The 25,126-nt window shown below is 34.0% G+C and carries 25 protein-coding genes; 8 read left to right on the top strand and 17 right to left on the bottom strand.

The genetic code is table 11. The features are described 5' to 3' along the window. Positions 1-206: 206 nt before the first annotated feature. Positions 207-1,184, bottom strand: coding sequence for a quinone oxidoreductase family protein (locus M1L26_RS00125; RefSeq protein WP_211907555.1), 978 nt, complete (start codon positions 1,182-1,184; stop codon positions 207-209). 170 nt (positions 1,185-1,354) lie between these two features. Between M1L26_RS00125 and M1L26_RS00120 the strand changes: the two genes are divergently transcribed. After that, positions 1,355-2,005: an ankyrin repeat domain-containing protein gene (locus tag M1L26_RS00120; protein ID WP_250120185.1), complete on the top strand. Its 651-nt coding sequence runs from the start codon at positions 1,355-1,357 to the stop codon at positions 2,003-2,005. Between the two features lie 46 nt (positions 2,006-2,051). On the opposite strand, the gene M1L26_RS00115 is transcribed toward M1L26_RS00120, so the two are convergent. The 3 genes from M1L26_RS00115 to M1L26_RS00105 form a co-directional block, all read right to left on the bottom strand. Continuing rightward, the gene (locus M1L26_RS00115) at positions 2,052-2,588 is read right to left on the bottom strand and encodes a cytochrome c oxidase assembly protein (protein WP_211907556.1); all 537 of its coding nucleotides are present in this window, start codon (positions 2,586-2,588) and stop codon (positions 2,052-2,054) included. Further along, positions 2,589-3,311 carry a Bax inhibitor-1/YccA family protein gene (locus tag M1L26_RS00110; RefSeq protein ID WP_007302228.1) on the bottom strand — a complete coding sequence of 241 codons (723 nt, stop codon included), beginning with the start codon at positions 3,309-3,311 and terminating at the stop codon, positions 2,589-2,591. It lies immediately after the preceding gene. A 201-nt stretch (positions 3,312-3,512) separates the two neighbouring features. Further along, positions 3,513-4,700 carry a cysteine desulfurase family protein gene (locus M1L26_RS00105; protein WP_250120184.1) on the bottom strand — a complete coding sequence of 396 codons (1,188 nt, stop codon included), beginning with the start codon at positions 4,698-4,700 and terminating at the stop codon, positions 3,513-3,515. A gap of 134 nt (positions 4,701-4,834) precedes the next feature. Between M1L26_RS00105 and M1L26_RS00100 the strand changes: the two genes are divergently transcribed. After that, positions 4,835-5,533, top strand: a complete 699-nt coding sequence (locus tag M1L26_RS00100; RefSeq protein WP_211907559.1) for an alpha/beta hydrolase — start codon at positions 4,835-4,837, stop codon at positions 5,531-5,533. A 246-nt stretch (positions 5,534-5,779) separates the two neighbouring features. Here M1L26_RS00100 and M1L26_RS00095 read toward each other — a convergent pair whose 3' ends face one another. Beyond that, complete coding sequence (locus M1L26_RS00095) at positions 5,780-6,454, bottom strand: ABC transporter ATP-binding protein (RefSeq protein WP_010407030.1); 675 nt, start codon at positions 6,452-6,454, stop codon at positions 5,780-5,782. Positions 6,455-6,480: 26 nt separating this feature from the next. Then, complete coding sequence (locus tag M1L26_RS00090; protein ID WP_211907560.1) at positions 6,481-6,927, bottom strand: HesB/IscA family protein; 447 nt, start codon at positions 6,925-6,927, stop codon at positions 6,481-6,483. Between the two features lie 47 nt (positions 6,928-6,974). Between M1L26_RS00090 and M1L26_RS00085 the strand changes: the two genes are divergently transcribed. After that, positions 6,975-8,156 (top strand): deoxyguanosinetriphosphate triphosphohydrolase, encoded by a 1,182-nt coding sequence (locus M1L26_RS00085; protein ID WP_211907561.1) that lies wholly within the window; start codon positions 6,975-6,977, stop codon positions 8,154-8,156. Further along, positions 8,156-9,397, top strand: a complete 1,242-nt coding sequence (gene ribD / locus M1L26_RS00080; protein WP_250120183.1) for a bifunctional diaminohydroxyphosphoribosylaminopyrimidine deaminase/5-amino-6-(5-phosphoribosylamino)uracil reductase RibD — start codon at positions 8,156-8,158, stop codon at positions 9,395-9,397. Before M1L26_RS00085 ends, ribD begins: the two co-directional genes overlap by 1 nt. A gap of 54 nt (positions 9,398-9,451) precedes the next feature. On the opposite strand, the gene M1L26_RS00075 is transcribed toward ribD, so the two are convergent. After that, entirely contained in the window at positions 9,452-9,703 is a 252-nt protein-coding gene (locus M1L26_RS00075; protein ID WP_250120182.1) for a hypothetical protein, read from the bottom strand. Positions 9,704-9,776: 73 nt separating this feature from the next. Further along, on the bottom strand, positions 9,777-9,929 hold the full coding sequence (locus M1L26_RS00070; protein ID WP_246433109.1) for a hypothetical protein: 153 nt from the start codon (positions 9,927-9,929) through the stop codon (positions 9,777-9,779). 133 nt (positions 9,930-10,062) lie between these two features. Here M1L26_RS00070 and truB point away from each other — a divergent pair, with 133 nt between their 5' ends. The 3 genes from truB to pnp are packed head-to-tail and all read left to right on the top strand — an operon-like array spanning position 10,063 to position 13,704. Then, positions 10,063-11,133 (top strand): tRNA pseudouridine(55) synthase TruB, encoded by a 1,071-nt coding sequence (gene truB, locus M1L26_RS00065; RefSeq protein ID WP_250120181.1) that lies wholly within the window; start codon positions 10,063-10,065, stop codon positions 11,131-11,133. Between the two features lie 7 nt (positions 11,134-11,140). Then, the gene (gene rpsO, locus M1L26_RS00060) at positions 11,141-11,413 is read left to right on the top strand and encodes a 30S ribosomal protein S15 (protein ID WP_010403478.1); all 273 of its coding nucleotides are present in this window, start codon (positions 11,141-11,143) and stop codon (positions 11,411-11,413) included. A gap of 14 nt (positions 11,414-11,427) precedes the next feature. Further along, positions 11,428-13,704, top strand: coding sequence for a polyribonucleotide nucleotidyltransferase (pnp, locus tag M1L26_RS00055; RefSeq protein ID WP_211907564.1), 2,277 nt, complete (start codon positions 11,428-11,430; stop codon positions 13,702-13,704). 100 nt (positions 13,705-13,804) lie between these two features. On the opposite strand, the gene rpe is transcribed toward pnp, so the two are convergent. The 6 genes from rpe to M1L26_RS00025 form a co-directional block, all read right to left on the bottom strand. After that, entirely contained in the window at positions 13,805-14,479 is a 675-nt protein-coding gene (gene rpe, locus M1L26_RS00050) for a ribulose-phosphate 3-epimerase (protein ID WP_250120180.1), read from the bottom strand. 161 nt (positions 14,480-14,640) lie between these two features. Further along, positions 14,641-16,116, bottom strand: a complete 1,476-nt coding sequence (locus M1L26_RS00045) for an N-acetylmuramoyl-L-alanine amidase (RefSeq protein ID WP_211907566.1) — start codon at positions 16,114-16,116, stop codon at positions 14,641-14,643. Positions 16,117-16,191: 75 nt separating this feature from the next. Further along, positions 16,192-17,019 (bottom strand): EndoU domain-containing protein, encoded by an 828-nt coding sequence (locus M1L26_RS00040; RefSeq protein WP_250120179.1) that lies wholly within the window; start codon positions 17,017-17,019, stop codon positions 16,192-16,194. A gap of 55 nt (positions 17,020-17,074) precedes the next feature. Beyond that, entirely contained in the window at positions 17,075-18,262 is a 1,188-nt protein-coding gene (locus M1L26_RS00035) for a phosphoglycerate kinase (RefSeq protein ID WP_211908744.1), read from the bottom strand. Positions 18,263-18,341: 79 nt separating this feature from the next. Continuing rightward, entirely contained in the window at positions 18,342-19,619 is a 1,278-nt protein-coding gene (gene glyA, locus M1L26_RS00030; protein WP_250120178.1) for a serine hydroxymethyltransferase, read from the bottom strand. Further along, on the bottom strand, positions 19,591-20,826 hold the full coding sequence (locus M1L26_RS00025; protein ID WP_250120177.1) for an MFS transporter: 1,236 nt from the start codon (positions 20,824-20,826) through the stop codon (positions 19,591-19,593). Before M1L26_RS00025 ends, glyA begins: the two co-directional genes overlap by 29 nt. Positions 20,827-21,214: 388 nt before the next feature. On the opposite strand from M1L26_RS00025, the gene M1L26_RS00020 reads away from it, so the two are divergent. Continuing rightward, positions 21,215-21,727 (top strand): hypothetical protein, encoded by a 513-nt coding sequence (locus tag M1L26_RS00020; RefSeq protein WP_211907570.1) that lies wholly within the window; start codon positions 21,215-21,217, stop codon positions 21,725-21,727. Between the two features lie 16 nt (positions 21,728-21,743). Here the strand turns inward: M1L26_RS00020 and M1L26_RS00015 are convergent, their stop codons facing one another. From M1L26_RS00015 to hemE, 3 genes are all read right to left on the bottom strand, one after another. Continuing rightward, complete coding sequence (locus tag M1L26_RS00015; protein ID WP_211907571.1) at positions 21,744-22,061, bottom strand: DMT family transporter; 318 nt, start codon at positions 22,059-22,061, stop codon at positions 21,744-21,746. 48 nt (positions 22,062-22,109) lie between these two features. Next, complete coding sequence (locus M1L26_RS00010; protein WP_211907572.1) at positions 22,110-23,303, bottom strand: pyridoxal phosphate-dependent aminotransferase; 1,194 nt, start codon at positions 23,301-23,303, stop codon at positions 22,110-22,112. Between the two features lie 402 nt (positions 23,304-23,705). After that, a complete protein-coding gene (gene hemE, locus M1L26_RS00005) occupies positions 23,706-24,722 on the bottom strand; it encodes a uroporphyrinogen decarboxylase (RefSeq protein ID WP_211907573.1) in 1,017 nt (338 codons plus the stop codon). Positions 24,723-25,126: the final 404 nt, after the last annotated feature.

The following is a 25,126-nucleotide window of genomic DNA, read 5'->3' as shown; positions in this document are numbered from 1 at the left end:
TACTGTGAACATAATATCTATAGATAAAACATTGCATTACCACGCCACTAACGAGTAGCAGAATGACAAGTTTTCCAAACTTGTTGGTAAATCTCAGTCAGTTTAGCTACAGCTGTATGCTTTTAACTCTCCCAAAAAGAAAATTAACCATGTGAAATTCTTGTTGATATGACTTAATGAATAATTATTTTAGGTTACTAAGTTATTTAAGAAACTTTGATAATATTTAACCCACTTACTTTTCTATTTTCCATGTCACGATGAGCCTCTATTATTTCATCAAATTTATATTTTTTATTAATTCGTACAATTAAAAGTTTTTTTCTTATCATTTCAAAAATTTCCATTGCAGTAAGCACTAACGTAAGTCTATTATGCTTGTAATGATATATCGAAGTTCCAGCTGCAAATAACGAACGCGAACTAAGTAAAGAGAAATTAATAGGAGTATTACCTGATATCTGCCCATAGGAAACATATATGCCAAACTTACCCAAAGATTCAAAAGAGAGCTTGCTTGTAGCGTAACCTATAGGGTCATACACTGCACCTACTCCTCTATTTTTCGTAATCTCCATGATTTTAGAAACGAAATCTTTATCATTGTAGTTTATTGCGTATGTGCAGCCATTTTGTAAAGCTATCTTCATTTTTTCGTCAGAGCTTATAGAACCTATCACTATACCTTTTTTATCCTTTGCCCATTGGCATATTATTTGCCCCAAACCACCATTAGCTCCATGAACTAGTACAAAAGCACCAGGCCTGATTTTATAAGATTGATTAACTAAATAGTGAGCTGTCATACCTTTAAACAATACTGCAGCAGCAACTTCATCAGGTATATCATTCGGAATTTTTATCAAATATTTCTGGTGTACAATGCGCTTTTCACAATATGCCCCTGGAAGAGCTGTGCAATATCCAACTCTATCTCCAACCTTAAATCCATCACTAATTTTTTTACCAAGCTTTTCAACAACTCCTACTGCCTCTACTCCAAGTACTGATGGCAAATCTTTAATTTTGCGTATACCTTTTCTATGTTCTAAATCATAACGATTTAAGCCGATAGTTGTATGACGTATTAAGACTTCCTCATCTTTTGGCTCACCTATGCTCTTATCTACAAATTCTAATACTTCTGGCCTCCCAGTTTTTTTAATTTGTATAGCTCTAACCATGATAAATGTAAGACAAAAACTTTAATTATGTTATCTAGCAATTAATATTTTGCAAAATGTTATTTAGAGTTTATACACTACATAAGCGTATTGTTAATAGTTTTGAGGCACAAATTATCATGAACAGAGAAATTTGGCTTTATGGTGTTTTATTCAATGTGTTGTGCAAAGTGGATGAAGATAATGATTTGGATGTTAACAATGTAATAAAAAAAATAAAAGAAAGGTTAGAATATAGAATACAAAAATCAGATAAAAAAAGAGATTATTGTAAATATTTATATACTTCTTGGGAAAAAAAAGGATTTGATATTAATCACAGATTTGACTTGAAAGATTATGATCACTTTCCAATAGATAGTCTTTTTTCCATCGCCATTAACTATAAACCGTACACTTTAACAAATCTAGCGCAAGTTTTAATAAAAGCAGGAGCTAATGTGCAAAACGAAAAAGGATATTTACATACCTGTGTTTTAACCCATTCTCCGGATATATTAAATGCTCTCATAAAAGCGGAAGTAAATGATAACCCAAATGAAAACTATGGTGGAAATACCGCTTTAGACTATGTTGCTAAATTATATGGTAGAGATAAGTCAACGAAATCCAAGGATTGCTGTAAAATTCTAATTGAGCATACATTAGAAAAAAAACCTCACAGTAAAATGCCAGACTCTATAAAAAGTAATAAAGAGTTAACTGAGTACTGGAATGCCTGTAAAGCAAATAGTGAAGAATGGGAATTCGCAATACCAAAAACCGCAATACAAGTACTTAGTGTGCAAAAAACAAATAAGTGCTTCTGCCCAATTAAATAGATCTGTTACATAACTATTATTTAAATCAACAATAGGCAAAGGTTTGTTATTTAAGCTTAAAAAACGTATATGATAGTGTTATTTCACTTAAATCTTTTGTACTATTGTCACGAATTATTTCAGGGTCTATGTAAAAGGATACTGGCATAGCTGTTTTTTGTTTTGGCTGCAAAATTTGTTCTTCAAAGCAGAAGCATGCAACTTTATTGAAATACTTACCTGCTTTAAAAGGTGTGACATTATACACTGCCATTCCAAGTGAAGGCTGGTCAGATAAATTTTCTGCATAATAAAACACTAAACTTTTTTGCCCTATATTCGTATCAATGTAGTTAGTTTCTGATTTAAATTCCCAAGGCAGACCGGACATTACATCAGCATTGAAGTAAACCCTGATTTTTTGGTCAGTTGCATTTATTGTCGTATTAGTTGCTTTTCTCGTTGTGCCACCATATCCAGTAGCTTTGCAAAAGATACTATACAATGGCACTGAAGCATATGCAAGACACAGCATCAATACCACTAAAGATACTAGGAAAAAAACTATAGAATTTTCATTATTTCCCCTTAAAAAGGAAATCATCTAATCCTTATTGTTGAATAAATTAAGTAACCTGAGTAAATTGAGGAATATATTGATGAAGTCAAAGTAAAGATTAGTTGCACCAAGTATTGCCAGCTTAGTAGTTGCAACTTCTGAGCCATCATTATATCTATAATAAACATCTTTGATTCTCTGAGCATCGTATGCAGTCATTAAAGTAAACACTATCACTGATACAAACGATATTGCAAAATAGAGAGGACTGCTTCCAAGAAACAGATTAACTATAGATGCAATGATTAACCCCCAGATTCCCATAATCAAAAAAGAACCCATGCTGGTAAGATCTTTTTTTGTAGTATTACCATATAAAGCCATAGAACCAAACATGATCGATGTAATGAAAAATGCTCTCGCTATATTTTCTGCAGTATAAATTATAAAAATATGAGATAAAGAAATTCCCATTAAAACTGAGAATAGAAAAAATACAGTAAGTGTTGACTGAGCACTTAGGTGTTGAAGCCTAAAAGACATATAAAACACCAATGCAACTGGAGATAGCATTACCACAAGCGATAGAACAGGATTGGAATAAATCACCTGGAAAAGACCAGAAAACACTGTTAAAAACGCAACAAGCCCTGTAACACCTAAAGCTAAAGCCATATAATTGTATACTTTAGTTAGGTAACTCCTGAGTCCAGCACTATAATAAACGCCCTGAGAGCGAATATCCTGTTCGTTTTTCATATAAGACATATGTAACTCCTTATTATCTCTTGATGATATATTATAATACAATACAGCGTTTTTATCAAGTATAAAATGACATACTACAATTGAATGGTGTGGTATGCAATTAGAGAATTTCTTCCATAACTATAAGCAAATCGGTTTTCAGCAGCATTTAACTATTATAACAACCTCTGGCAATAGAAATTACTTTCACCATTCCCTCTATCATGATTTAAGGGGAATGGTGAAAGTAGTTTTTGCATTTACTAAAGCATTCTTCTTATAGATACTATACCAACAATCCACTATTTTTTCTATGTCTCGCGGTTTAACCTCCGGACCTATACTGATTCTAATTGAACATTCTGCTTGCTCTTTTGTTGCTCCCATTGCAAGCAAAACATGAGAAGGCCCAACTTTTCCAGAAGAACATGCAGAACCATTGCTGACTGCAATATTATTTAAGTCAAAGCACATGAGCTGCAGATCATTCTTCACTCTCGGCATATAAATGAAACTTGTATTTGGCAATCTTTTAGAATTTCTGCCAAAGATCTTGATATCACTGACAAGACTTAATAACCCATACTCCAATTGATCACGCAGCTTCTCTACTTCATCCATCTTTGATAGAAGATCTGGAATGTTTTGCAATGCAGCAGAAAGACCTACTATTGCAATAATGTTTTCTGTACCACCACGCAATCCTTTTTCTTGCCCACCACCTATTATAGTAGGTTCTATTACAAGCTTTTTGTCAAATATTAAAACTCCACTACCTGCTATACCACCAAATTTGTGAGCAGATAAAGTAAGTAAATCCACTCCTAAATCTTCCATATTTACTTTGATTTTCCCAACACTTTGAGCAGCGTCAGTGTGACAGATTGCCCCGAATTTATGTGCCATTTTAGCTATTTCCTTAACAGGCTGGATAACTCCAGTTTCGTTATTAGCCATCATCACTGAAATTATTACTTTATTCCCTTCAAGTTCGCTTAGAATTTTCTCTAGCTCTAAAAAGTCAATAATACCCTCTTGATTAACGGGTATTATATGTGGATTACATGCAGAATTAAGAATTGAAGGATGCTCTATAGCTGAAATTACATGCAGATAGCCTTTCATTCCTCTCATGACGAGGTTGTTTGCTTCAGTTGCACCAGACGTAAAAACTATTTCTTTATCATCTGGAATGCTAAGAGCATCACGTACGTTATCTCTTACCTCTTTAAGAATCTTCCTCGCTTCTTGTCCTCTTTTATGCAGCGATGATGGATTTAGTGTTTGTTTCGACAAAATCTCAAGTATACTTTTTTTTACATTTTTACTCACTGGAGCAGTTGCATTATAATCAGCATACACGCAACTACTGTCTTCCAGAGAGAATAAACTCACAGGCTTATTTGTCACTTACCATCAACCAATTATGTATGTTAACTTTAACACGATAAAAATTTATTGCAAAAACAGGGAAATTAATACATAATTAATAAACAATTTACATTATCAACACCTGTCAAAACAGGTTTTTATTAGGAGTTATCATGGTAGAAGTCTTTTTAAATAATTCAACAAAAAAGATAGAAGGTAGATACCATCAAAGCAAAGATACCAATGCACCAGTTGTGCTAATTTTACATCATCACCCTCAATATGGTGGTAGTATGGATAGTAAGATTATACATACTATATATGAATCTTTTATCGATAATAACTTTTCTGCATTGACAATTAATTTTCGTGGTGTCGGAAAATCTACCGGAACTTTTGATAAGGGTATAGGAGAATTAACTGATGCTGCAGTAGCTATTGATTGGCTTCAGGAGCATAACTCTAACAATGTTCCAATTTGGATAGTTGGTTTTTCTTTTGGAGCATGGGTAGCTATGCAATTGACAATGCGCCGTCCAGAGATAGTAAGTTTTGTTGCCCTTTCTCTTCCAGCAACTAAGTACGATTTCTCTTTTCTCTCTCCTTGCCCAGTTCCTGGACTTATAATACAAAGTAATAATGATACAATTTCAGAAGAAAGCGATGTAACAGAATTAGCACAAAGGTTAATAAATTCGGTAAAAAATAACCATATGGAATACCATATAGTAGAAGATACTAACCACTTTTTAAGGGATAAAGAAGAGGAAGTAGCTCAAATTATAGATAATTATATAAAACTACGCTTAAACAGTGCAGTCACTTCCTCCAAAAAAGTTAAAAAAGAGATAAGGGTAAAAGAATATGCCTAACTTTACAAATGAGAGAAATGAACGTATTAATATAAATAAAAAAAGTCTTGTTATGTTTAGGCAATTATTATTTCTCGTTTTAGCAATGTTTATGCTGTCAGGATGCTTTCTAAGTAAACAGCGTAAGTTAAAGAGTCCGTGTATAAAAAATAATGAAAGCATTTCATGCGAATTACACTCTGTTAATGACCATTGGTTAAATAAGTACAAGTTATAGGTAGCTTTGTATTGTACTGTTTCTTCCATTTACAGCTTTACTAATGATCGGTTTTTTAACTGAAAAATGTGATCTGCTTTTTCTGCAAGGATATAGTTGTGTGTTACTATAAGCATAGAGCTGTTATTTTCCTTTACATATGAATGTAACAGCAAAAATACATTCAAAGAATTTGTTGGGTCTAAATTTCCCGTTGGCTCATCTGCAAGTAAAAGCTTTGGAGAGTTTACAATGCTTCTTGCAATTGCAACCCTCTGCCTTTCTCCACCAGAAATTTCAGATACCATACTACTTGCTTTATTTTCCAGACCAAATTTTTCTAATATTGCTTGCGATTTTTTTTTTGCTTCAGCTTTGCTTCTTCTTGCAATAAGCTGAGGAAGCATAACGTTTTCCAACACTGATAACTCTTGTAATAAATAGTGAAATTGATAAACAAAGCTAAGAAAATTTCTTCTTACATGAGTTTTATATTTATTGCTGGCTTGCGTACAATTTACTCCATCTATTGTCACTACACCTAAAGTTGGCTTATCCAATAGGCCTGCAATTTGCAATATAGTTGTTTTTCCTGATCCTGAGCTGCCGATCAATGCAACTACTTGCCCTCTTGTAAGACTCAGATTGATATCTTCTACAATAGCAGGACTTTTTTTGAAGCTCTTACTTACAGAAGCTAGCTCTAGTGTTACACCACCACCCATATTATAAAAAGATCCAGGAGGGAGAATTAGACCGAGAAACTGTTACCACACCCACATCGAGACTTAGCGAGAGCATTCTTGATTTGAAAACCAGAACCACCTAGATCTTCAGTATAATCTATAGTTGAGTTATTTAAAAATTTCGCTGAACAATTATCAACCATTAATACAGGGTTTCCATTCTCATCATTAATTACTATATCTTTACCTTTTTCACTAAAACTGGAGTGGCTTCTATAATCCTCGCTATCTTCGTCATCGTCAAAATCTTCGTCTTCATCATCGTCAAAATCGTCATCCAAAGACATCTTCTTATTTATTTGATCCATAAGAAAATTATACTTGAAGCCAGAGCATCCACCACCTGAAACTGCAACCCGCAAAATAGAACTCTCATCTCCTTCCTGTTCTACAAGGGAGTGGATTTTCCTTAATGCATTGTCAGTTAAGCTAATATTGTAATCTGTTGACATAACAACCACCGTTCATTATTGATAACCTATTATAGTAGAAATTTTACATGTCAAACAATAATTTTCTATTAAGTTACGCGTGCTTTCCAAATAAAACAAAAGGAAGAAATTTCAAAGAGCCAGAAGACAAAAATCGCAGCTGTTTTCAGCGTGATAGGGACCGCATTATTCACTCTAATGCGTTTAGGAAACTAGGATACAAAACACAAGTTTTTATCAATTATGAGCATGATTACTATCGTACTCGGCTAACTCATAGCCTTGAAGTTGCACAAATTGCAAGATCCATCGCACGCAGGCTCAGATTAGATGAGGACATCACCGAATGCATAGCGCTTGCACATGACCTTGGTCATCCTCCATTTGGTCACACAGGTGAGAATGCTCTAGTTCAAGTTGATAAGGAGAAGTATGAGTTTGATCATAATGTTCAAGCTATAAGGATTTTAACTTATCTTGAACAAAAACATGCTGATTTTGATGGTATGAATCTAAGTTGGGAGGTGATTGAAGGGGTTGCAAAACATAACGGTCCCTTGCTTGGTCAAAACGCAGAGTCTTCTACAAATAATCAGCTATTATTAAAATATAATGAAAAATATGATCTAAAACTTGAGGAATTTTCAAGCATTGAAGCACAAGTTGCTTCAATTGCGGATGACATCGCTTACAGTGTGCATGATCTTGATGATGCACTCAGGGCAAATTTAGTAATAACCGAAGATTTGCTCGATGTTCCTTTAATTGGCAAAATGTTCAAAAAAGTAAAAAGCGAATATTCAGAATTGGCTCAAAGCAAACTCATACATGAATCACTGAGTAGAACTATAGGAATTATGATAAATGATGTCGTTTTTCAGACTGAAAGAAATATTAAAGACTACAAAATAAAAAGCGTAGAAGATGTAAGGAGCTTAAATAATATGCTAGTCACATTTTCACCAGAAGTTGCAAATGCCACAAAAGAGATGAAAAAATTCAACATGGAAAAAATATACAGAAGTTATAAACTGACCAGAACAATGAACAAAGCAAAACGTATAGTACAGGAGCTTTTTCAATGCTTTTATGAAAACCCAGGGTTATTACCTATAGAGTGGAACAAACTTGCTTGTGAATCTCAGCGTTCAGTAATAATATGTGATTATATCTCAGGTATGACAGATAGATTTGCCATACACGAGCACAGAAGAATTTTTGATACCTCATACGAAATGACTTCTTTCTAATGACTGATGATTATTTCATGTCGATCGCATTAAAACTTGCAGAAAAAAGTCTTGGAAGTGTTGCACCAAATCCCGCTGTTGGATGTATCATTGTAAAAAACGGTATGGTGATCGGTGAAGGCTACACAGGAATCGGTGGACGTCCACATGCAGAAGTAGTTGCTTTGCAAAATGCTAAAGATTTAACTCATGGTGCAACTATGTACGTCACTCTTGAACCATGCTGCCACTTTGGAGTTACAGAACCTTGCACTACGGAAATCATAAGATCTGGAATAAAAATGGTGGTGATTGCAACAATTGATCCAGATAGTAGGGTTTCAGGTAGAGGGATAAAAGCTTTAGCAGATGCAGGAATTGAAGTAAAACAAGGGATTATGCAGAAAGAAGCAGAGAAACTAAATGTTGGCTTTTTTACCACTAAGAAACTCCATAGACCATTTATAGCTTGCAAAATCGCAACAACTCTCGATGGAAAAATCGCAACGTTTACAGGTGATAGCAAATGGATAACAAGTGAAGATACGAGAAATTGGGTACATGAGCTCAGAGCAAAATATGATGCAATTATGATTGGCAGTAGTACCCTTATCAATGACGATCCTCTCTTAACTTGCAGATTACCAGGACTCGAAGACAGGTCGCCAATAAGGCTAATTATCGATAGCCAAGGGAAATTGCAGGAAGAGCATAACATTGCAAAGACTGCAGACAAAATAACAACTTGGGTGATTACAAACAGAGAAATAGAGAGAAAAATAAAAAACATTAATTATTTGATAGTCAATTCAAATCACAAACCTCCTGTTATTCCAGATGTTACCCCAACACACTCTCCTGTCATTCCAATGCCTTCTCCTGTAATCCCAGTGCCCAGACACTGGGATCCAGAAAACTTCAAGCAATTGCATAATGAAAACTGGTCACGCGCTGGAATGACATCGGAGCCTGACATTATCGATAAAGTCTGCCTAAAAGACATGGCATCAAAACTTGTTTCAGAAATTGGCATAACAAGGTTATTAGTTGAAGGTGGAGGAGTGTTAATCACAGAGCTACTGAAGCATAGTTTAATCGACAGGTTGATAATCTGCCGCAGTGGTAAAATTTTAGGTAATGATGCCACTCCTTTTGTAGGGAATTTAGAGATTGAATCCATCAATAACTGCCATAAATTCAAAAAAGTAGAGATAATAGAGTTCAGTGAGGATGTAGTTGAGGTGTGGGATAGATTACCGTAACTCTTCTCAAATGAAAAAAGAGGCAGAACCATCTCTACCTCTGTACCATTTAGCTTATGAGCTTTTTTGAGATATTTTGCTTTTGAATGCTTCAAAAACTGTAGCATCTTCTAACGAACTCTTAAGTGTTTCATTAAATTTGCTTGAATCCAGTTTTTCAGCCAATTTCGTATCAACTTCAGACTTGTTAGTTCTGGCATTCAATTCAGTTTTAGTAGCTAAATCTTTAATTTTTTCTTCAACTTCTATTTTAGCTGCTGTTTCAGCGCCTGCTTTAGCTTCACTTATTTCTTCATTCTTATGCATTTGCTGATATGAAGAAATAGCTAGTGCGGCAAAATATACAGCGGTAATAAATAGAACTGCAATTCCAGCAGGGCTAGCAATAAGTGCTAAATGCAGGTCCAGCAATTACTTTAGTAGCAATCAATAATGTTGTTATTGCTGCTGCTAAAGATGCAGTTGCAACTGTACTTTCAATACTCATTTTTGTTATGGGTGCTATATTTTTCAATTTCCATATAGTAGGCATAATAACTTCCTCCTTAATTAAGGTTTATAAAAAGTTAATTGTATATTAACAATGCACACTAGTCAAGCATTTTATTAATAACTTAATATTTTATCTACTTTCTAAATTGTTACTAATTATGTAAGATTGATACATGGTAAATGGCTGGCTGAATCTTGATAAACCAACAGGAATGAGTTCTGCACAAGCTGTAACTCAAATTAAAAGGATTTTTGGAATAAAAAAAGCCGGACATTTGGGAACACTTGATCCTTTGGCTTCAGGTATATTACCGATCGCTCTTGGTGAAGCAACAAAAACTATACCGTATTTATCTTGTAACTTAAAGGCATACAATTTCACAATCAAATGGGGAAAGCAAACAACTACGGACGATTTAGATGGTGATATTATTAGAACTAGCACTATAAAACCTGAATATAACCAAATAAATTGTGTGATTAAGGATTTTATTGGTGAGATAACACAAACTCCTCCTCAATTTTCAGCAGTGAAAATCAAGGGAGCAAGAGCATATAAATTAGCAAGAAGTGGGCAAAAGGTAAATATAAAGCCCCGGCAAGTCAAAATACATGAACTGAAGATGATATTTTTGGACACCATAAATAATAGTGCCGATTTTTCTATGATCTGCGGTAGCGGCGTATATGTAAGATCAATTGCAAGAGATCTTGGAATTGAATTAAATTGTTTTGGACATATTACACAATTAAGAAGAACGATGGTAGGTGATTTTAAGGAAGATGAATCAGTGACAATTGAGCAACTTACTAAAAAAAACACAACAACTTACTCTCCCCAGTGCTTGACACTGGGATCCAGATATACAAATACTTACAAATCATGTAATGGACAAAAGATTCTAGGAGCATATGTCAAAAACAATGTTCGTGATGAAATAGGCTTGATCCCAGTGCTTGACACTGGGATGACAGAGGGAGGTGGGATGGCAGAAGATGATGTAGGTAATACAAAAAGTTTCATCATCCCCATTGAATCGGCTTTAAAATCGATATTCAAAGTTGAAATTTCCTTAGAGGAAGCGGAGAAAATCAGAAAAGGTCAAGAAATTATATTAAATAACTTGCGTAATTTAAAGAATTATGATACTTTTTGTACGATAGTGGGTAATGTACCTATTGCAATTTGCAGTTTTACTCATGGTTATGTGAAGCCTATTCGTGTTTTTAATATTTTGAAATGAGGTTTAGATGTCAATAACATCCCAAAAGAAAAAAAGTTTGATTAGTACATATGCAATTAAAGAAGATGATACAGGTTCATCTTTTGTACAGTGTGCAATTTTAACCGAGAGAATCAGTAATTTAACTGAGCATTTTAAAACGCATAAGCATGACCATAATTCTAAGCGCGGTTTACTTGTATTGATAGGTAGAAGGCGCAAGCACTTAAATTATATAAAACGTAAATTTGGTAATGAAGCCTATCAAGAGTTAATAGAGAAGTTAGGCATTAGAAAATAATCGAGGAATTTTGTATGTTTGAAATTATAAAAAAATCTATAGATTGGGAGGGGCGTACCTTATCTTTAGAAACTGGGAAAATAGCACGTCAAGCTGATGGTTCAGTAGTTGTAAATTATGGAGATACTTCTATCTTAGTCACTGTTGTACGAAAAAAGAAGGAAGAAAGTGTTGATTTTCTCCCTTTAAATGTGCAGTTTATTGCAAAAAGTTATGCCATGGGTAAGATTCCTGGTGGTTTTTTTAAAAGAGAAGGAAAACCATCTGATAGAGAAACTTTAATTTCAAGAGTAATAGATAGAAGTATAAGGCCGTTATTTCCTGAAGGTTTTCATGATGAAATTAGTGTAGTATGTAATCTATTAACTTACGATACGGTCAATTCTCCTGAAGTACCAGCATTGATAGGTACCGTCGCAGCTCTTGCAATTTCTGGTGTTCCTTTCCACTTTACTATAGCTGGAGTTATGGTCGGTTGTGATGAAAATAACAATTATATACTCAATCCTTCCGTTCAAGAGATGAAAGCAAGCAACTTGGATCTGTTTTTGTCTGGTGATGAAAATTCGATCTTAATGGTCGAATCGGAAGTCAAAGAGCTCTCTGAAGAAAATGTTTTGAGTGCAATAAAATTCGGCCATGAACATCTTCAACCTGTTATTAAGCTTATAAAAGAATTTGCTGATACAGTAGGCAATAAACCTGAAAGCTTTGCTCCTGTTGATATATCAAATATAACTCAAGAACTTGAAAAATATCGAAAAGACTTTGAAGAAGCATATTCAAAAACAGTAAAACAAGAGCGAGTTCAAGCTCTAGAAGTAGTTAGGAATAATATATTGAATACTCTTAAAGAGGCTGGAAAAGACGAAAAGTTAATTACTTATGCAGTAAAAAGCTTTGAAAGATCTTTAGTGCGTGAAATGATTAGAAGGAAAAGTGTGAGAATAGACAGCCGTAAGTATGATGAAATACGCCAGATAGAAATTGAGGCTGACATTCTACCCAAGACTCACGGTTCTGCACTATTTACAAGGGGTACCACTCAGGCACTAGTTGTTACTGCTCTTGGTACTACACAAGATGAGCAAATTGTGGATGACATTGAAGGGGATAGACGTGAACATTTTATGTTGCATTATAATTTTCCTCCATTTGCTGTTGGAGAGGCTTCTGCTATACGCGCACCAGGAAGGAGAGAAATTGGTCATGGTAAACTTGCTTGGAAAGCAATTCATCCTGTTTTACCTGATAAATCTGAATTTCCTTATACAATAAGGGTAGTATCTGAGATTATGGAATCTGATGGTTCTTCTTCTATGGCAACAGTTTGTGGAACTTCCATTGCATTAATGGATACAGGTGTGCCAATAAAGGCTCCCGTTGCAGGAATTGCTATGGGTCTCATCAAAGACAAAAATGAGCATATAATACTTTCTGATATACTGGGCGATGAAGACTATCTTGGTGATATGGACTTCAAAGTAGCAGGAACTAGCGAAGGGATTACAGCACTGCAGATGGATATGAAAATTCCTGGTATAAGCTTTGAAATTGTTGAAAAATCTTTAGAACAAGCAAAAGTCGGAAGATTACATATCTTAGAAAAAATGAATGCAGTAATTTCAGAACATCGTAAGGATATAAAAGATCATGTACCAAGAGTGTTATCGTTTTATATAGATAAAGATAAAATTTCTGCAGCTATTGGTGCTAAAGGAAAAAATATACGCAGTGTATGTGAAAGAAGTAATGCAAAAATTGAAATAGGGGATGACGGTAAAGTTTCTGTTTTTGCCATTAGTAGTACTGAAGCTGAAGCTGCAAAGAATATGATGATTGATTCAATAACAGAGCTAGAACAAGGTTCTATAATTGATGCTAAAGTTGTAAAGATAGAGAAGTCTATTGTAGAGTTAGAACTTCTTAATGGAAGAAAAGGAAAAATGCATATAAGCGAGGTAGCTAATCAACATGTAGAGTCCATTGAGGATATACTTAAACAGGGTGATACCTTCAAAGCTTTGATAATTGACTTTGAAAAAGGTGGATGTCCAAAATTATCAAGACGTCGTGTTGATCAAGAAACAGGTGAATTTTTTGAAGGTAAGCTTTACAATGAAGAAAGGAGAGATGGTTTAAATAATAGGGATAATTATTATAACAACTCGTTTAATAAAAAATCTGGAGATAATTATCATAGTAATAGACCTACTCGTCCTCGTTCTGGTTTTAGTAATAGAAACAGACCAAAATTTGGTAATAATGACTCATCATCAGGTTTCTATTGAGGTTGAACTTACTTTCTATTATCTCAGTGTCGAAGCACTGGGATAATAGGAATTTTTAAAACTGACAAGATAACAAAAATGGTTTGTGTTATCTATAGGGTTATAACGAAAGATTTTTAAGATCGTTTATAGCCTTTTTTATGTCTTCAGCTTTAAATATTGCTGATCCAGCAACTAATATATTTGCACCTGCTTTTATTATATCAGCTGCGTTAGAAAAGTTAACTCCACCATCTACTGAAACTTGTGTTTTAAGATTACGGTCCTGTATCATTTTCCTCACGGTAGATATCTTACTCAACTGCGAATGAATAAACTCCTGTCCTCCAAATCCAGGATTGACTGTCATAATTAGTACAATATCTAGCTCATCTATTATATACTCAAGCACGCTTGGAGAAGTTGAAGGAACAATTGAAACTCCAACTTGTATTATTTTTTTTGTATTGTTTTCATATGATTTTATCTTTCTTACTAGCCTCTCAAGATGTATCTCTGCTTCTGCATGTATAGTGATAATATCAGCACCAGCATTTATAAAACTTTCAATATGGTTACCAGGAGATTTAATCATTAAGTGTACATCAAAAGGAAGATTGCTATATTTACGTATCGCAGAGATAACATTCGGACCTATTGTAATATTTGGAACAAAATTTCCATCCATAACGTCTATGTGTATATAATCTACATTCAAGTTGCTAATTCTTTTTACTTCCTCTCCTAATTTTGCAAAGTCTGCTGAAAGTATAGAAGGTGCAATTTTAATACCCATAGACTACTTTTTACCAAAAATAAAAAAAGTAACTTATTTTTTAAACTCTGTCATCCCAATACTATATTAATCTCATTTAGAAATTTTTGTATCCTTCCAGATGCATGTGAAACCAGTCCTTTATTTTTCTCTGCCCATGCATCTGGTCATTGTAATACTCATTAGACTTCTTTCTTCGCCTTTTCTAAATATTCCAACACAGTTTCATGTAGCGCAGTCCAAGACATTTGCTTTTCCATATTCGGTATAAATTTTTGTTTCCAAGTGTCCTTAAATTCTTGAAACCACTGCTTCTCAAAATTTTGGAAATTAGATAAAACTTGCGACCTAAACTCATTAATCAAATTCGAGACTTCTATAGCCTTTTCAGGGCTTATAGACTTAAAAGATAATATTTCATTCTTTAAAACATCTAGCTTTTCAAATGAATTAAGTCTAAATGGAATATAAAGTGAAGATCTTATATTGTATCTTAGATAAGAGTCATAATATAGCTTAATCTTGTACATGAGCATAGCAAATGCATCAGAAGAAATATTATTTTCATATTCTGCAAGAGAAGATAATAAATGCTTATAATCCTCTTCATTCAAAAATGGTGGCTTTAAGCTTAATTTAGTTTTATCACTTAAAGATAAGAATTCACTAAAAATAAGATTACTATACTTAACTAAAAATTCAGGCAAAATATCTTCTTGTTCTAATTTTAGAGGCAAGTCTTTTCTAATCTCTTTCGGCAAGTAGTGCATTGAAAACTGATTGATAACCCACGCAAAATTTTCATCAAACTCATTTGAGTAATTAGCATTATTGTCAGGAAAAATCATATTACCTTCCCTATCATTCCAAGGCAGTATTTTATAAAAAAAACCGTTTAACCTTTTTTTTAATTTCAAAATATTTTCACTCTTATCGCCTACCTTATACAAAACCTCATTTACTTTTTGTTCTGCGTCTTGAGGACTGATTCTATCACCTATATGCAATCCGATACCACTTTTCTCTAATAACTCCCAATCAAATAACTTATGTGGATCAGGCTTACGCATTGCGTAACCTTCAATTGCTGAGTTGTACACTATAGTGCCTATCTCAGCGTGACTAAATATCATATCTTTTCTAATCTTAAAGCGCTTAATGAGGTACAAAATCAGATCTTTGACAGATTTCATTTGCTCTTCTGGAAAAGGCTCAAGCCCTGTGTTTACAATCTCTATACCTATAGAATAATCATTCAGTTTTCGTAGCTCTTCAACCACATTATCTACTTGAACTTTCGCATAACTTATACCAGCATGCCATGCTCGTTTTTCAAGTGGAACCATCAGAGTAATGCTACCATCTCTATCAACAATAAGCTGTACTGATATCCCTGAAGAATTTAATGCGTATTTTGTACTTTTTAATGTTGGTGATTCAGTATGGTGCACCACCACCATCAACACTTTTTTGCCTTCTCTATCATCATAATTTAAACTCGGTGCAGGATCTAAAAATATTGGATTTTTTAATGATGTTTTCAAATCTTGAAAATCGTTCTCAATATCACTTAAACAAGATTGTTGTCCATATACAAGAGGCGCTACAAGCAGCAACAGAAATAAAACAGACAAACATTTTTTTACTATAAGTTTCATGTAGCTCTACAAATTGCCCTCGATATAACTAAATTAGCATAATACACATAAAATGTTTACTTTTTTTTCAGCCAATCAAGACTTGCTACAGCTACAATTAATACTCTTATCATTACATTTTGGTGTTAAGTCAGGATAGAATGTGAGTATAGCGTCTTTCTTTCTCACAAACACTGATTGATAATTGTCATCTTCCATTTTATACAGACACATTCCATCTTTTCCCAGCTCCTTAAACGCCTTAGTCGCAGAAACTAAAATATCATCAGCATGAAGGTTATACGCGTACCCACTTGGGCACTTAACTTTCACTTCTCCATCCTTACCTAGATATTTCATTCCAAATGTGTAAACAGGTGGCTTAATATCTAATTTATTGCACAGAGATTCATTATCCCAAATCGCACCCGCCCACTTATTTTCTTGAGCCTCAACATATCTACCTACAAAATGCATACCACCAAGCCCCAATCTATCTGGTTCACCACAAAAAATATGCCCAAACCCTATAGTTTCTTTTTCAGTTCCGCTATTTGTAAACCAAATCTTAGTCAATTCATCTTTAAACAACCCCAAGTCTGCACTAGGTGTAATCACCTGATGATCAAGCTTATCGTATATCTTTTTCACCACTTCTTGATGCTGCGGACAATCAAGCAAAATTCTGAAATCTTCTTCATCAGGCTGTGTTCCCCAATCTCCACAAACCCTTAATATTCCTCTGTCAAAGTTAGTCAGCTCCGGAAGTAGTGGAATATAGTCTGGATCTGAAGAATCTGTTTTGAAGAATGGCTCAAATTTAATTTGTGAATTTGTATTGTTGAAGTAATGCTCCTTAATGTAAAAAATAAATCCTATTACTGGTATTATTAAGCATAAGATTAATTTAGCTACTTTCGACATAACCACAACACAACGTATAAAAAAGCTAAGGTACAAGCAACAGCTTAAAAAAGTTTTAATTAGATGTTAATCGCAGTCCCGGCATTTTATCACCACTGAGCCAACTTAAAAATGCTCCCCCACCAGTTGAAATATATGTAAAATCTTTATCAGTAAGACCTGCAGCATTTACTGCAGATAGGCTATCTCCTCCTCCTATTACACTGGTTAATTTTCCTTCGTGTGTCAAATTACTTACTACTCTCATCACCTCTACTGTACCATTTGCAAAAGCTGAATGTTCAAAAACACCAATAGGTCCGTTCCACAGCAGAGTTTTACTGCTTGCTATTATACCGCTTATTGTGCTTAAAGTTTGAGGTCCGATATCTAAAATTATATCACCGTCCAAAATGGATTCAGTTTTTCTTAAAACGCCAGTGCTATAATCAGAATTTACTGCAACCAAAACATCTTCTGGCGCAACTATTTTGCAATTGTTTTTATTTGCCGTCTTAACAATATCGTGCAGAAGATCATCAACGCCATTTTGAAAAAAAGACTTGCCTATATTAACTTTATTAAATAACAAAAAATTATTAGCAATTGCGCCGCCCAGAATAAGGTAATCAACCTTTTCTGCTAGTTTTATAAGCATTTTTATTTTAGTGGATATTTTAGCTCCACCAACTATCGCAGTAATAGGTTTAGCATCAAACGATATGGCTTGCTCAAGATATTTTAGCTCATCTTGCAAGCAAAATCCTGAATAAGAAGGTAAAAATTCCGTAATACGTGAAATAGAAGCGTGAGCTCTATGAGAGCAAGAAAATGCATCATTTACATATATATCTGCTAGAGATGCTAATTGTTTAGCAAAATTTGAGTCATTCTGCTCTTCTTCTTTATAAAACCTCAGATTCTCTAGTAATATTATATCTCCTCCATCCATCGCATTTATTACTCTTTGTACTCTCTCACCAATACAATCATCAATAAATTTCACTTCTTTGCTTAGCAGCTGCGATAAAGCTTCAGCTACGTTTTTTAGCGATAAGTTACTGTCTTTGGCTTTTGGACGCCCAAAATGTGAGATAATAATAACTTTTGCACCCGCATTTGCCAAATATTGAATGGTAGGTAGCGCTCTTAAAATACGAGTGGCATCACAAATTCTTTCATTTTTTATAGGAACATTGAAGTCAACCCTGAGCAGAACATTTTTATTGTGAAAATCACAACTCTCTATGCTAAGTACATTTATCATAAAATTAAAGAGCTATAAAATCACTATACAATAGTTTAATCCAAAGTAAAGAAAGGAAATTTGAATGCCAAATAAATTAATAAATAGGAAAATTACTACAAATCTTTTCAACTTTATTTTTTACTGCTCTTTCAATATCAGGACTATTTCCATTGATCAATCCCTGAATTATTTCATTTATTAGATCAGCTATCTCTTTAAAATCTTCTCTCTCAAGTCCACGCGTTGTCTCAGCAGCGGTACCAAAACGTAGCCCTGAAGTAATGGTTGGCTTTTCCGTGTCAAATGGCACAGAGTTTTTATTGCAGGTAATGCCAGCTCTCTCAAGGCTATTTACAACGTCTTTTCCCGTCAACTTCTGTGATCTTAAATCAACTAGCACAATATGAGAGTCAGTGCCACCAGTTATAATGTTTATTCCATGTTTTTGCAGCGCTTGAGCTAACACTTTTGCATTTTCTACAACTTTTTTACTATAAGTTTTAAACTCTGGCGTTAATGCCTCCTTAAATGCAACAGCTTTTGCAGCTATCACATGCATAAGCGGCCCACCTTGCAACCCTGGAAAAACCGCAGACCTAATTTTTTTATGTAATGCTTCATCATTTGTCATTACCACTCCGCCACGAGGACCACGTAGAGTTTTGTGAGTTGTAGAAGTCACAACATGCGCATATTCAGCAGGTGATGGGTAACAACCTGCAGCAATAAGTCCTGAATAGTGAGCAATATCTGCAAGCAGATATGCACCAACTTTATTCGCAATTTTGCGAAAGCGCTCGAAATCTATTTCTCTTGGATAAGCAGAAGCACCAGCAATGATTAGCTTCGGTTTATTCTCCAGCGCTAGCTTTTCTACCTCGTCCATATCGAGTAGATAAGTATCTCTATTAACTGTATACTGAATCGACTTAAACCATTTACCAGAAAGGTTTGGTGCTGCACCATGAGTTAAATGTCCACCACAATTTAGTGACAATCCAAGTATAGTATCGCCCGGAGTAAGCAGCGAAGCAAACACTGCTTGATTTGCCTGAGAACCAGAATGAGGTTGAACATTTGCAAATTTAACACCAAACAGCTTACAGAGCCTCTCCATAGCTAGACTTTCAATTTCATCCACATACTCACAACCACAATAATATCTCTTACCAGGATAACCTTCTGCATATTTATTAGTCAGAAAAGAACCTTGTGCTTCCATCACTGCTTTACTCGCAAAATTTTCTGATGCAATCAGTTGCAACTGTGATTTTTGTCGCCGCAGTTCTTTCTCTATAGATTGATAAACTTCATCATCAAAAGACTTCAGACTACTTTTAGAGTCACAAATTCTTTCTGAAACACTTGTCATAAGAACTTTTCTTTAACCATATAAATCCAAAAACAGCTAAAAGCAAACATATAGGAATAATTGATATTGCTTTTACTAGTAATTCAGTACCATACACAGGATTTCCTTGTACTACCATTCCATTCCAACATAAATCTATTATTTTTGCAATTCCTGTATGAAAAAAATAGCCAAAAACCATAACTATCATGTTTGATATGGCTGTGGCCAAGCCTACCAAGTTATTGTTCACATAACTTATTGCTTTGTAAATAGTAATTACCTGATAACCAGATGCAAAGCCGATAACAAGAAGTGCAGGTAGTGCAATATATAAACCTCCAGCTTGTATAAAAAGCAAGATAAAGCTAGCAATCATTGCAAAAGAACAGGCAATAATTGCCTCGTAATGTTTGTCTGGGTATTTTTCCAGTAAATAAGCTAAAAAGAATGATCCAGCTCCCATACCTATAAACATAAGGGAAGAAAGCGAAGATGCCAGATCCCCGGTCATTTGATATGCTTCACATAAGAACGCTTTTGCCCAACCATCAGCAAAACCTTCTAATGGTCCAACCATTAAGCCACCAAAAAAGCTGATTAGAATGATATGTTTATTGAAAAGTACAGTCTTTAAATCTTGAAGTATGTTGTCATTTCTACTCTCCTCTATGTTACTTTTTGGCGTTATTAAAAGCAACAACAGAGCAAGCAAACAACCAAACGCTGAGAAAGTATATATAACATAATTCCAACCAAATTTATTGAGCAAAAAGTCTAGAGGTAATCCACCATAAATAGCTCCCAGTAACCCTATTATTATAGATAAACTAGCCATCCTTGCTGATTTTTCTTGTGAGAAATACATACTTGCAACTTTAAAGAGCCCAACTGCCGAAGCAGATGACCCAACTCCAACAATCATTCTACCAAGTATTGAGTAATACCACTCATCAAAGCATATTAGTGGTAATGTCCCAGCAAACGTTAAGACAATACACACAGGCAAAACAAACTTTGGCCCAAATCTATCAAGGGCAAGACCAACAGGTATGTGAGCAAGCGTATAGCCTATATAATATAGCCCACCAAATTGACCAATATCTGTAATACTTATGTTAAATTTCGTTATTAATTCAGGCGCGATTATATTTGGAATTACACGTAATATATACTGGTATGCATAAAATAGTGATGCTAGCAACCATATGAAAAAGTTTCTCTTCAATGCTAATATTACCTAAAAAACAGGATTATATGTATTTTATCAGCAAGGAGCAACACTTTTGTAGATAGCTACTCTAATCCGAGTATCTTTCTTAAAAGAGACCTTTTAGCATATCTATAACTGGTTCATGGATAAGGTATATGAAAAAAATTATACCACAGATGATAAGGATTTTTATAATTTTACCCTTGTTCATCTTAAGCTTTATTTTTTTTATTATAAGTTTTAGTTTTGTTACAAAGTTCATTTTATTTACGCTTTCATTTCGTGATACCGATTATACTTTAAATAATATAATTTTCAATGAAATCCAGTATCAGAAACGCTGCAGTTAACTAAATATTAACCTTTTCGTGTGTAAAATATAATATAAAAGCAAGGTGAGTGAATGAACATAGGTACAATATACAATACGCTACAAAACTACATAACAAAATACATTGAACAAACATTTACCGCACACACAGGCAATAGATACGACAAGTTATACAGGGAACTTTTAAGTAGCGCAGAAGAAATAATAAAACTTACTGTAAACGAAGCAAAACAATATGATAAAAGCCTAGAAGAACTACATAACAATTCAATATTTCACGATAAGAAATTTATTCAAGCTGTTGCTAAACACCAGATATTAGAATTTCTGAATACTCATCCAAAGAAGAAAGAAATCGTTGCAGAATTTAAAAATGAACATCATATCAACGAAAGCGATTTAAAAATTTTAAAGGAAGGAAAAGATTTAGTGAATAAAATAAACAACATTAACTTAATCCAACAAAATGAGAAAAATGAAATATTGAACATTAGAAAGGTACTTTCTAAATCAATAGGAATGCCCTCTTCGAGAACTGAAAAATCCAAAGCAACTTTAGTAGAAAGTCCTGAGATGGTAAAATAGACGTACTTAACTTTTCCTAATTGGAAAATACTTTTAATCCTATGATACCCAGCACTACCAAAGCAAGGGAAAATAAACGCCCCAAATTTACTGGGTCATTAAAAAACATTATTCCTATTATCGCTGCACCTATAGAGCCTATACCAGTCCAAACTGCATAAGATGTTCCAAGAGGAATAGACTTCATTGCTAACGATAGCCAGTAAAGACTCACAGAACCGCTAACTAAAATAATTACTACAGGTATAACACGAGTAAAGCCATTGCTATATTTCAGTGCTGTGGTCCATATTATTTCAACCAAACCAGCTAATAGCAAATACACCCAAGCCATAAATCAACCCTATCTTACTGAAATATTATATATAGGAATATTAAAAAGTTAACTTAGCATTTCGCATGCTTTAGTAATACTATCACATCCAATTTCTAATTGTTCCTGAGAGGTTGCATAAGAAATTCTGATAAAATTTTTCAGACCAAATGCAATTCCTGGAACAACAGCAACTAAATGATCTTCTAATAAATATTCGGCAAAATCAAGATCACTATTTATTACTTTACCACTTTTCGTACTCTTACCCAATAAACTTTCACATGAGACAAACAAATAGAATGCACCTTGTGGAATAGATGCTGACAAGCCTGAAGCAGAATTTAGCTTTTTTACTACAAAATCTCTACGGTCCCTAAAGATTTTTGTTCTTTCTTTCAAAAAACTATGATCACCGTTTAACGCTTCAACTGCTGCTGCTTGTGCTATTGAATTTGGGTTAGAAGTACTTTGAGACTGCAGTGTAGAAATAGCTTTTACTATATCACTCCTACCTGCAATATAACCTATTCTCCAGCCAGTCATTGCATAGGCTTTTGATACTCCATTGACCACAAAAACTCTATCATAAAGTTTTGGCTCAATCTTAGCAATGGTAAAAAACTTTTCGTCGTATATTATGTGCTCATAAATATCATCTGTAACAACATTCACATGTGGATGTTTAAGCAATACTCTCGCTATGCTTTTCAATTCATCATATGTATAGACAATTCCTGCTGGATTGTTCGGTGAATTAAGAATTAACCATTTAGTTTTCTCAGTTATATTGCTTTCCAGTAACTCCGGTGTAAGCTTAAAGTTTTGTTTGCACTCTACAATAACTGGCAGTCCGCCAAAAAGATTTACCATATCAACATACGAAACCCAATAAGGAGCTGGTATTATAGCCTCATCTCCAGAGTCAATTGTTGCCATAAATAAGTTGAATAACACCTGCTTAGCGCCTGCGCCGACACAAATTTGGTTCAGTGTATATTCTAGATTGTTATCCCTTTTTAACTTATTGATTATCGCCTCTTTAAGCTCATGAGTTCCATCAACAACAGTATATTTAGTTTTACCTTCATTTATCGATTGAATAGCTGCCTTTTTTATATGATCTGGAGTGTCAAAATCCGGCTCTCCCGCAGCTAAAACGCAAATTTTCTTTCCTTCGCTTTTTAATCTGTTTGCCTTATCGGTCACAGCAATTGTAGGCGACGGTTTTATCAGAGACATCCTCTTTGCAAGGTCTGACATAATCTCACTAAAGTTAAATAAAAATGATAAACTCTACACAACAAAAAAGCTAGAAGTTTTATTATTTTACATAAAGGTTGGTATTTTTGTATTCTTAAATATAGATATTAAAAAGCTTAATAAATTGAAAAAGGCAAATAAACCCCTGTATAGCGAGTTTTAATAATGTAAATTGATAATGTGCTAACAAGCGTGTTTTGGCTGAAGTAGAAAAAATTTAAAAAACATGCAGCCGCTATAATTTTATGTAATTTGCCAATAAGTATCTGAGTTTTTTACTGAATTTTGTCGTTGAGCCCAAAAACAAGGATGAATACTCTTATCGTTATAGTAAGGAAGAGAATGAGGTTTGTCAAGTAAGGTTTTCATTCCACCCTCATAAAGGCTTTTCATACAAGAGTTTTAGTAGTTTCTTACTAGGTCCACTAATTCAGCAATATTTTCAACCGGAGTATCAGGAAGCACTCCATGTCCAAGATTAAATATAAAAGGTAACCCTCTAAAACAATCTATTATACGCTTTGCTTCTTCAATTGCTTCTGACTTATTGTAGGCCAAAAGACTAGGATTAAGGTTCCCTTGCAGAGGAATTTTTAGATTTTCTTTCGCCCATTCTATTGGAACATTATAATCTATATTTACTGCAGATACGCCTGTTTGTTCGCAGTAATCTGTATAAAGATTTTCAGCAGAGCGCGGAAAACCTATTATTGGAAAATTGGGAAATCTACTCTTTATTGCCGAAACAATTTCCTTTGTTGGCTTGATGATGTATCTTTCAAATAGTTTTCCCTTCAATACACCAGCATTGCTGTCAAATAACTGAATAACATCTGCTCCAAACTCTATCTGTTTGATCAGATAAATAATTGTCGCTTCCGTTATTTTTTTTATTATTTCCTCTAGTGCCAATGGACAAAAATTTAGCACCTTGGAAAAAGTTTTACTACCACCGCCCTCTATGATGTATGAACCTACCGTCCACGGCCCTCCAGCAAAGCCTATAAGCGATTTTTCTTCTGGCAACTGGCTTCTTACTTCTTTTATAGCATTTAGGATTGGTAATGTCTTAGATTCAATTCCTTGTAGACTCTTCAATTCTTTAGCACTTTCTATAGGTCTTATTATTGGACCCACACCTCGAGTAAAATTTACATTACAACCTAAAATGTCAGCTATTATCAAAATATCAGAAAAAATTATCGCTGCATCCATGTCGAACCTTGTTATTGGTTGTAACGTTAACTCTGTTACCAAATTTGTGCTATAACATATCTCCATAAAATTATTCATGTTTTCCACTGCCTTCCGATACTCAGGAAGAGACCTACCAGCCTGACGCATTAACCAAATAGGGACTTTTTCATTTGACTCGTTCTGACTGATGATTCTTGCTATTTTTGCTTTACTTCTTTTCAATCTATTTTATCTACTTTTTATCTAAACTAAAGTATAACAGTAGTAGTAGTTCTATCAATAAATTGTTATTAACTTAAAATTCAGTAAAAATTAGTATTACTTAGCTTGTGGATAAATATGTTAATAACTTCTCTATACTATTGATTTTCCTTTATTATTTATGTGTATAAGTAAGATGTCTAGAATGTTAGTAATTTTCTTTTATGGAAAAAAGCTTTACTATCATGGATTGTTATATAATTATGTATATGTCATTGAAAAAATTGTTGATCAATTGTTAGTATTTTATTTCAACAAATAATTCACAAATTAATTTGACATTATTCACATGCTTATTAAACATTTAATAACAGTTTTCTTGATAGACCTTATCTAAAGATATTTTCACCATTAAAGGGAATAAA

It is taken from the genome of Wolbachia endosymbiont of Ostrinia scapulalis, assembly GCF_023559145.1.
GTDB lineage: Bacteria > Pseudomonadota > Alphaproteobacteria > Rickettsiales > Anaplasmataceae > Wolbachia.
Note: the sequence above shows the minus strand (reverse complement) of the source record. Positions and strands in the feature narration are given on the sequence as shown.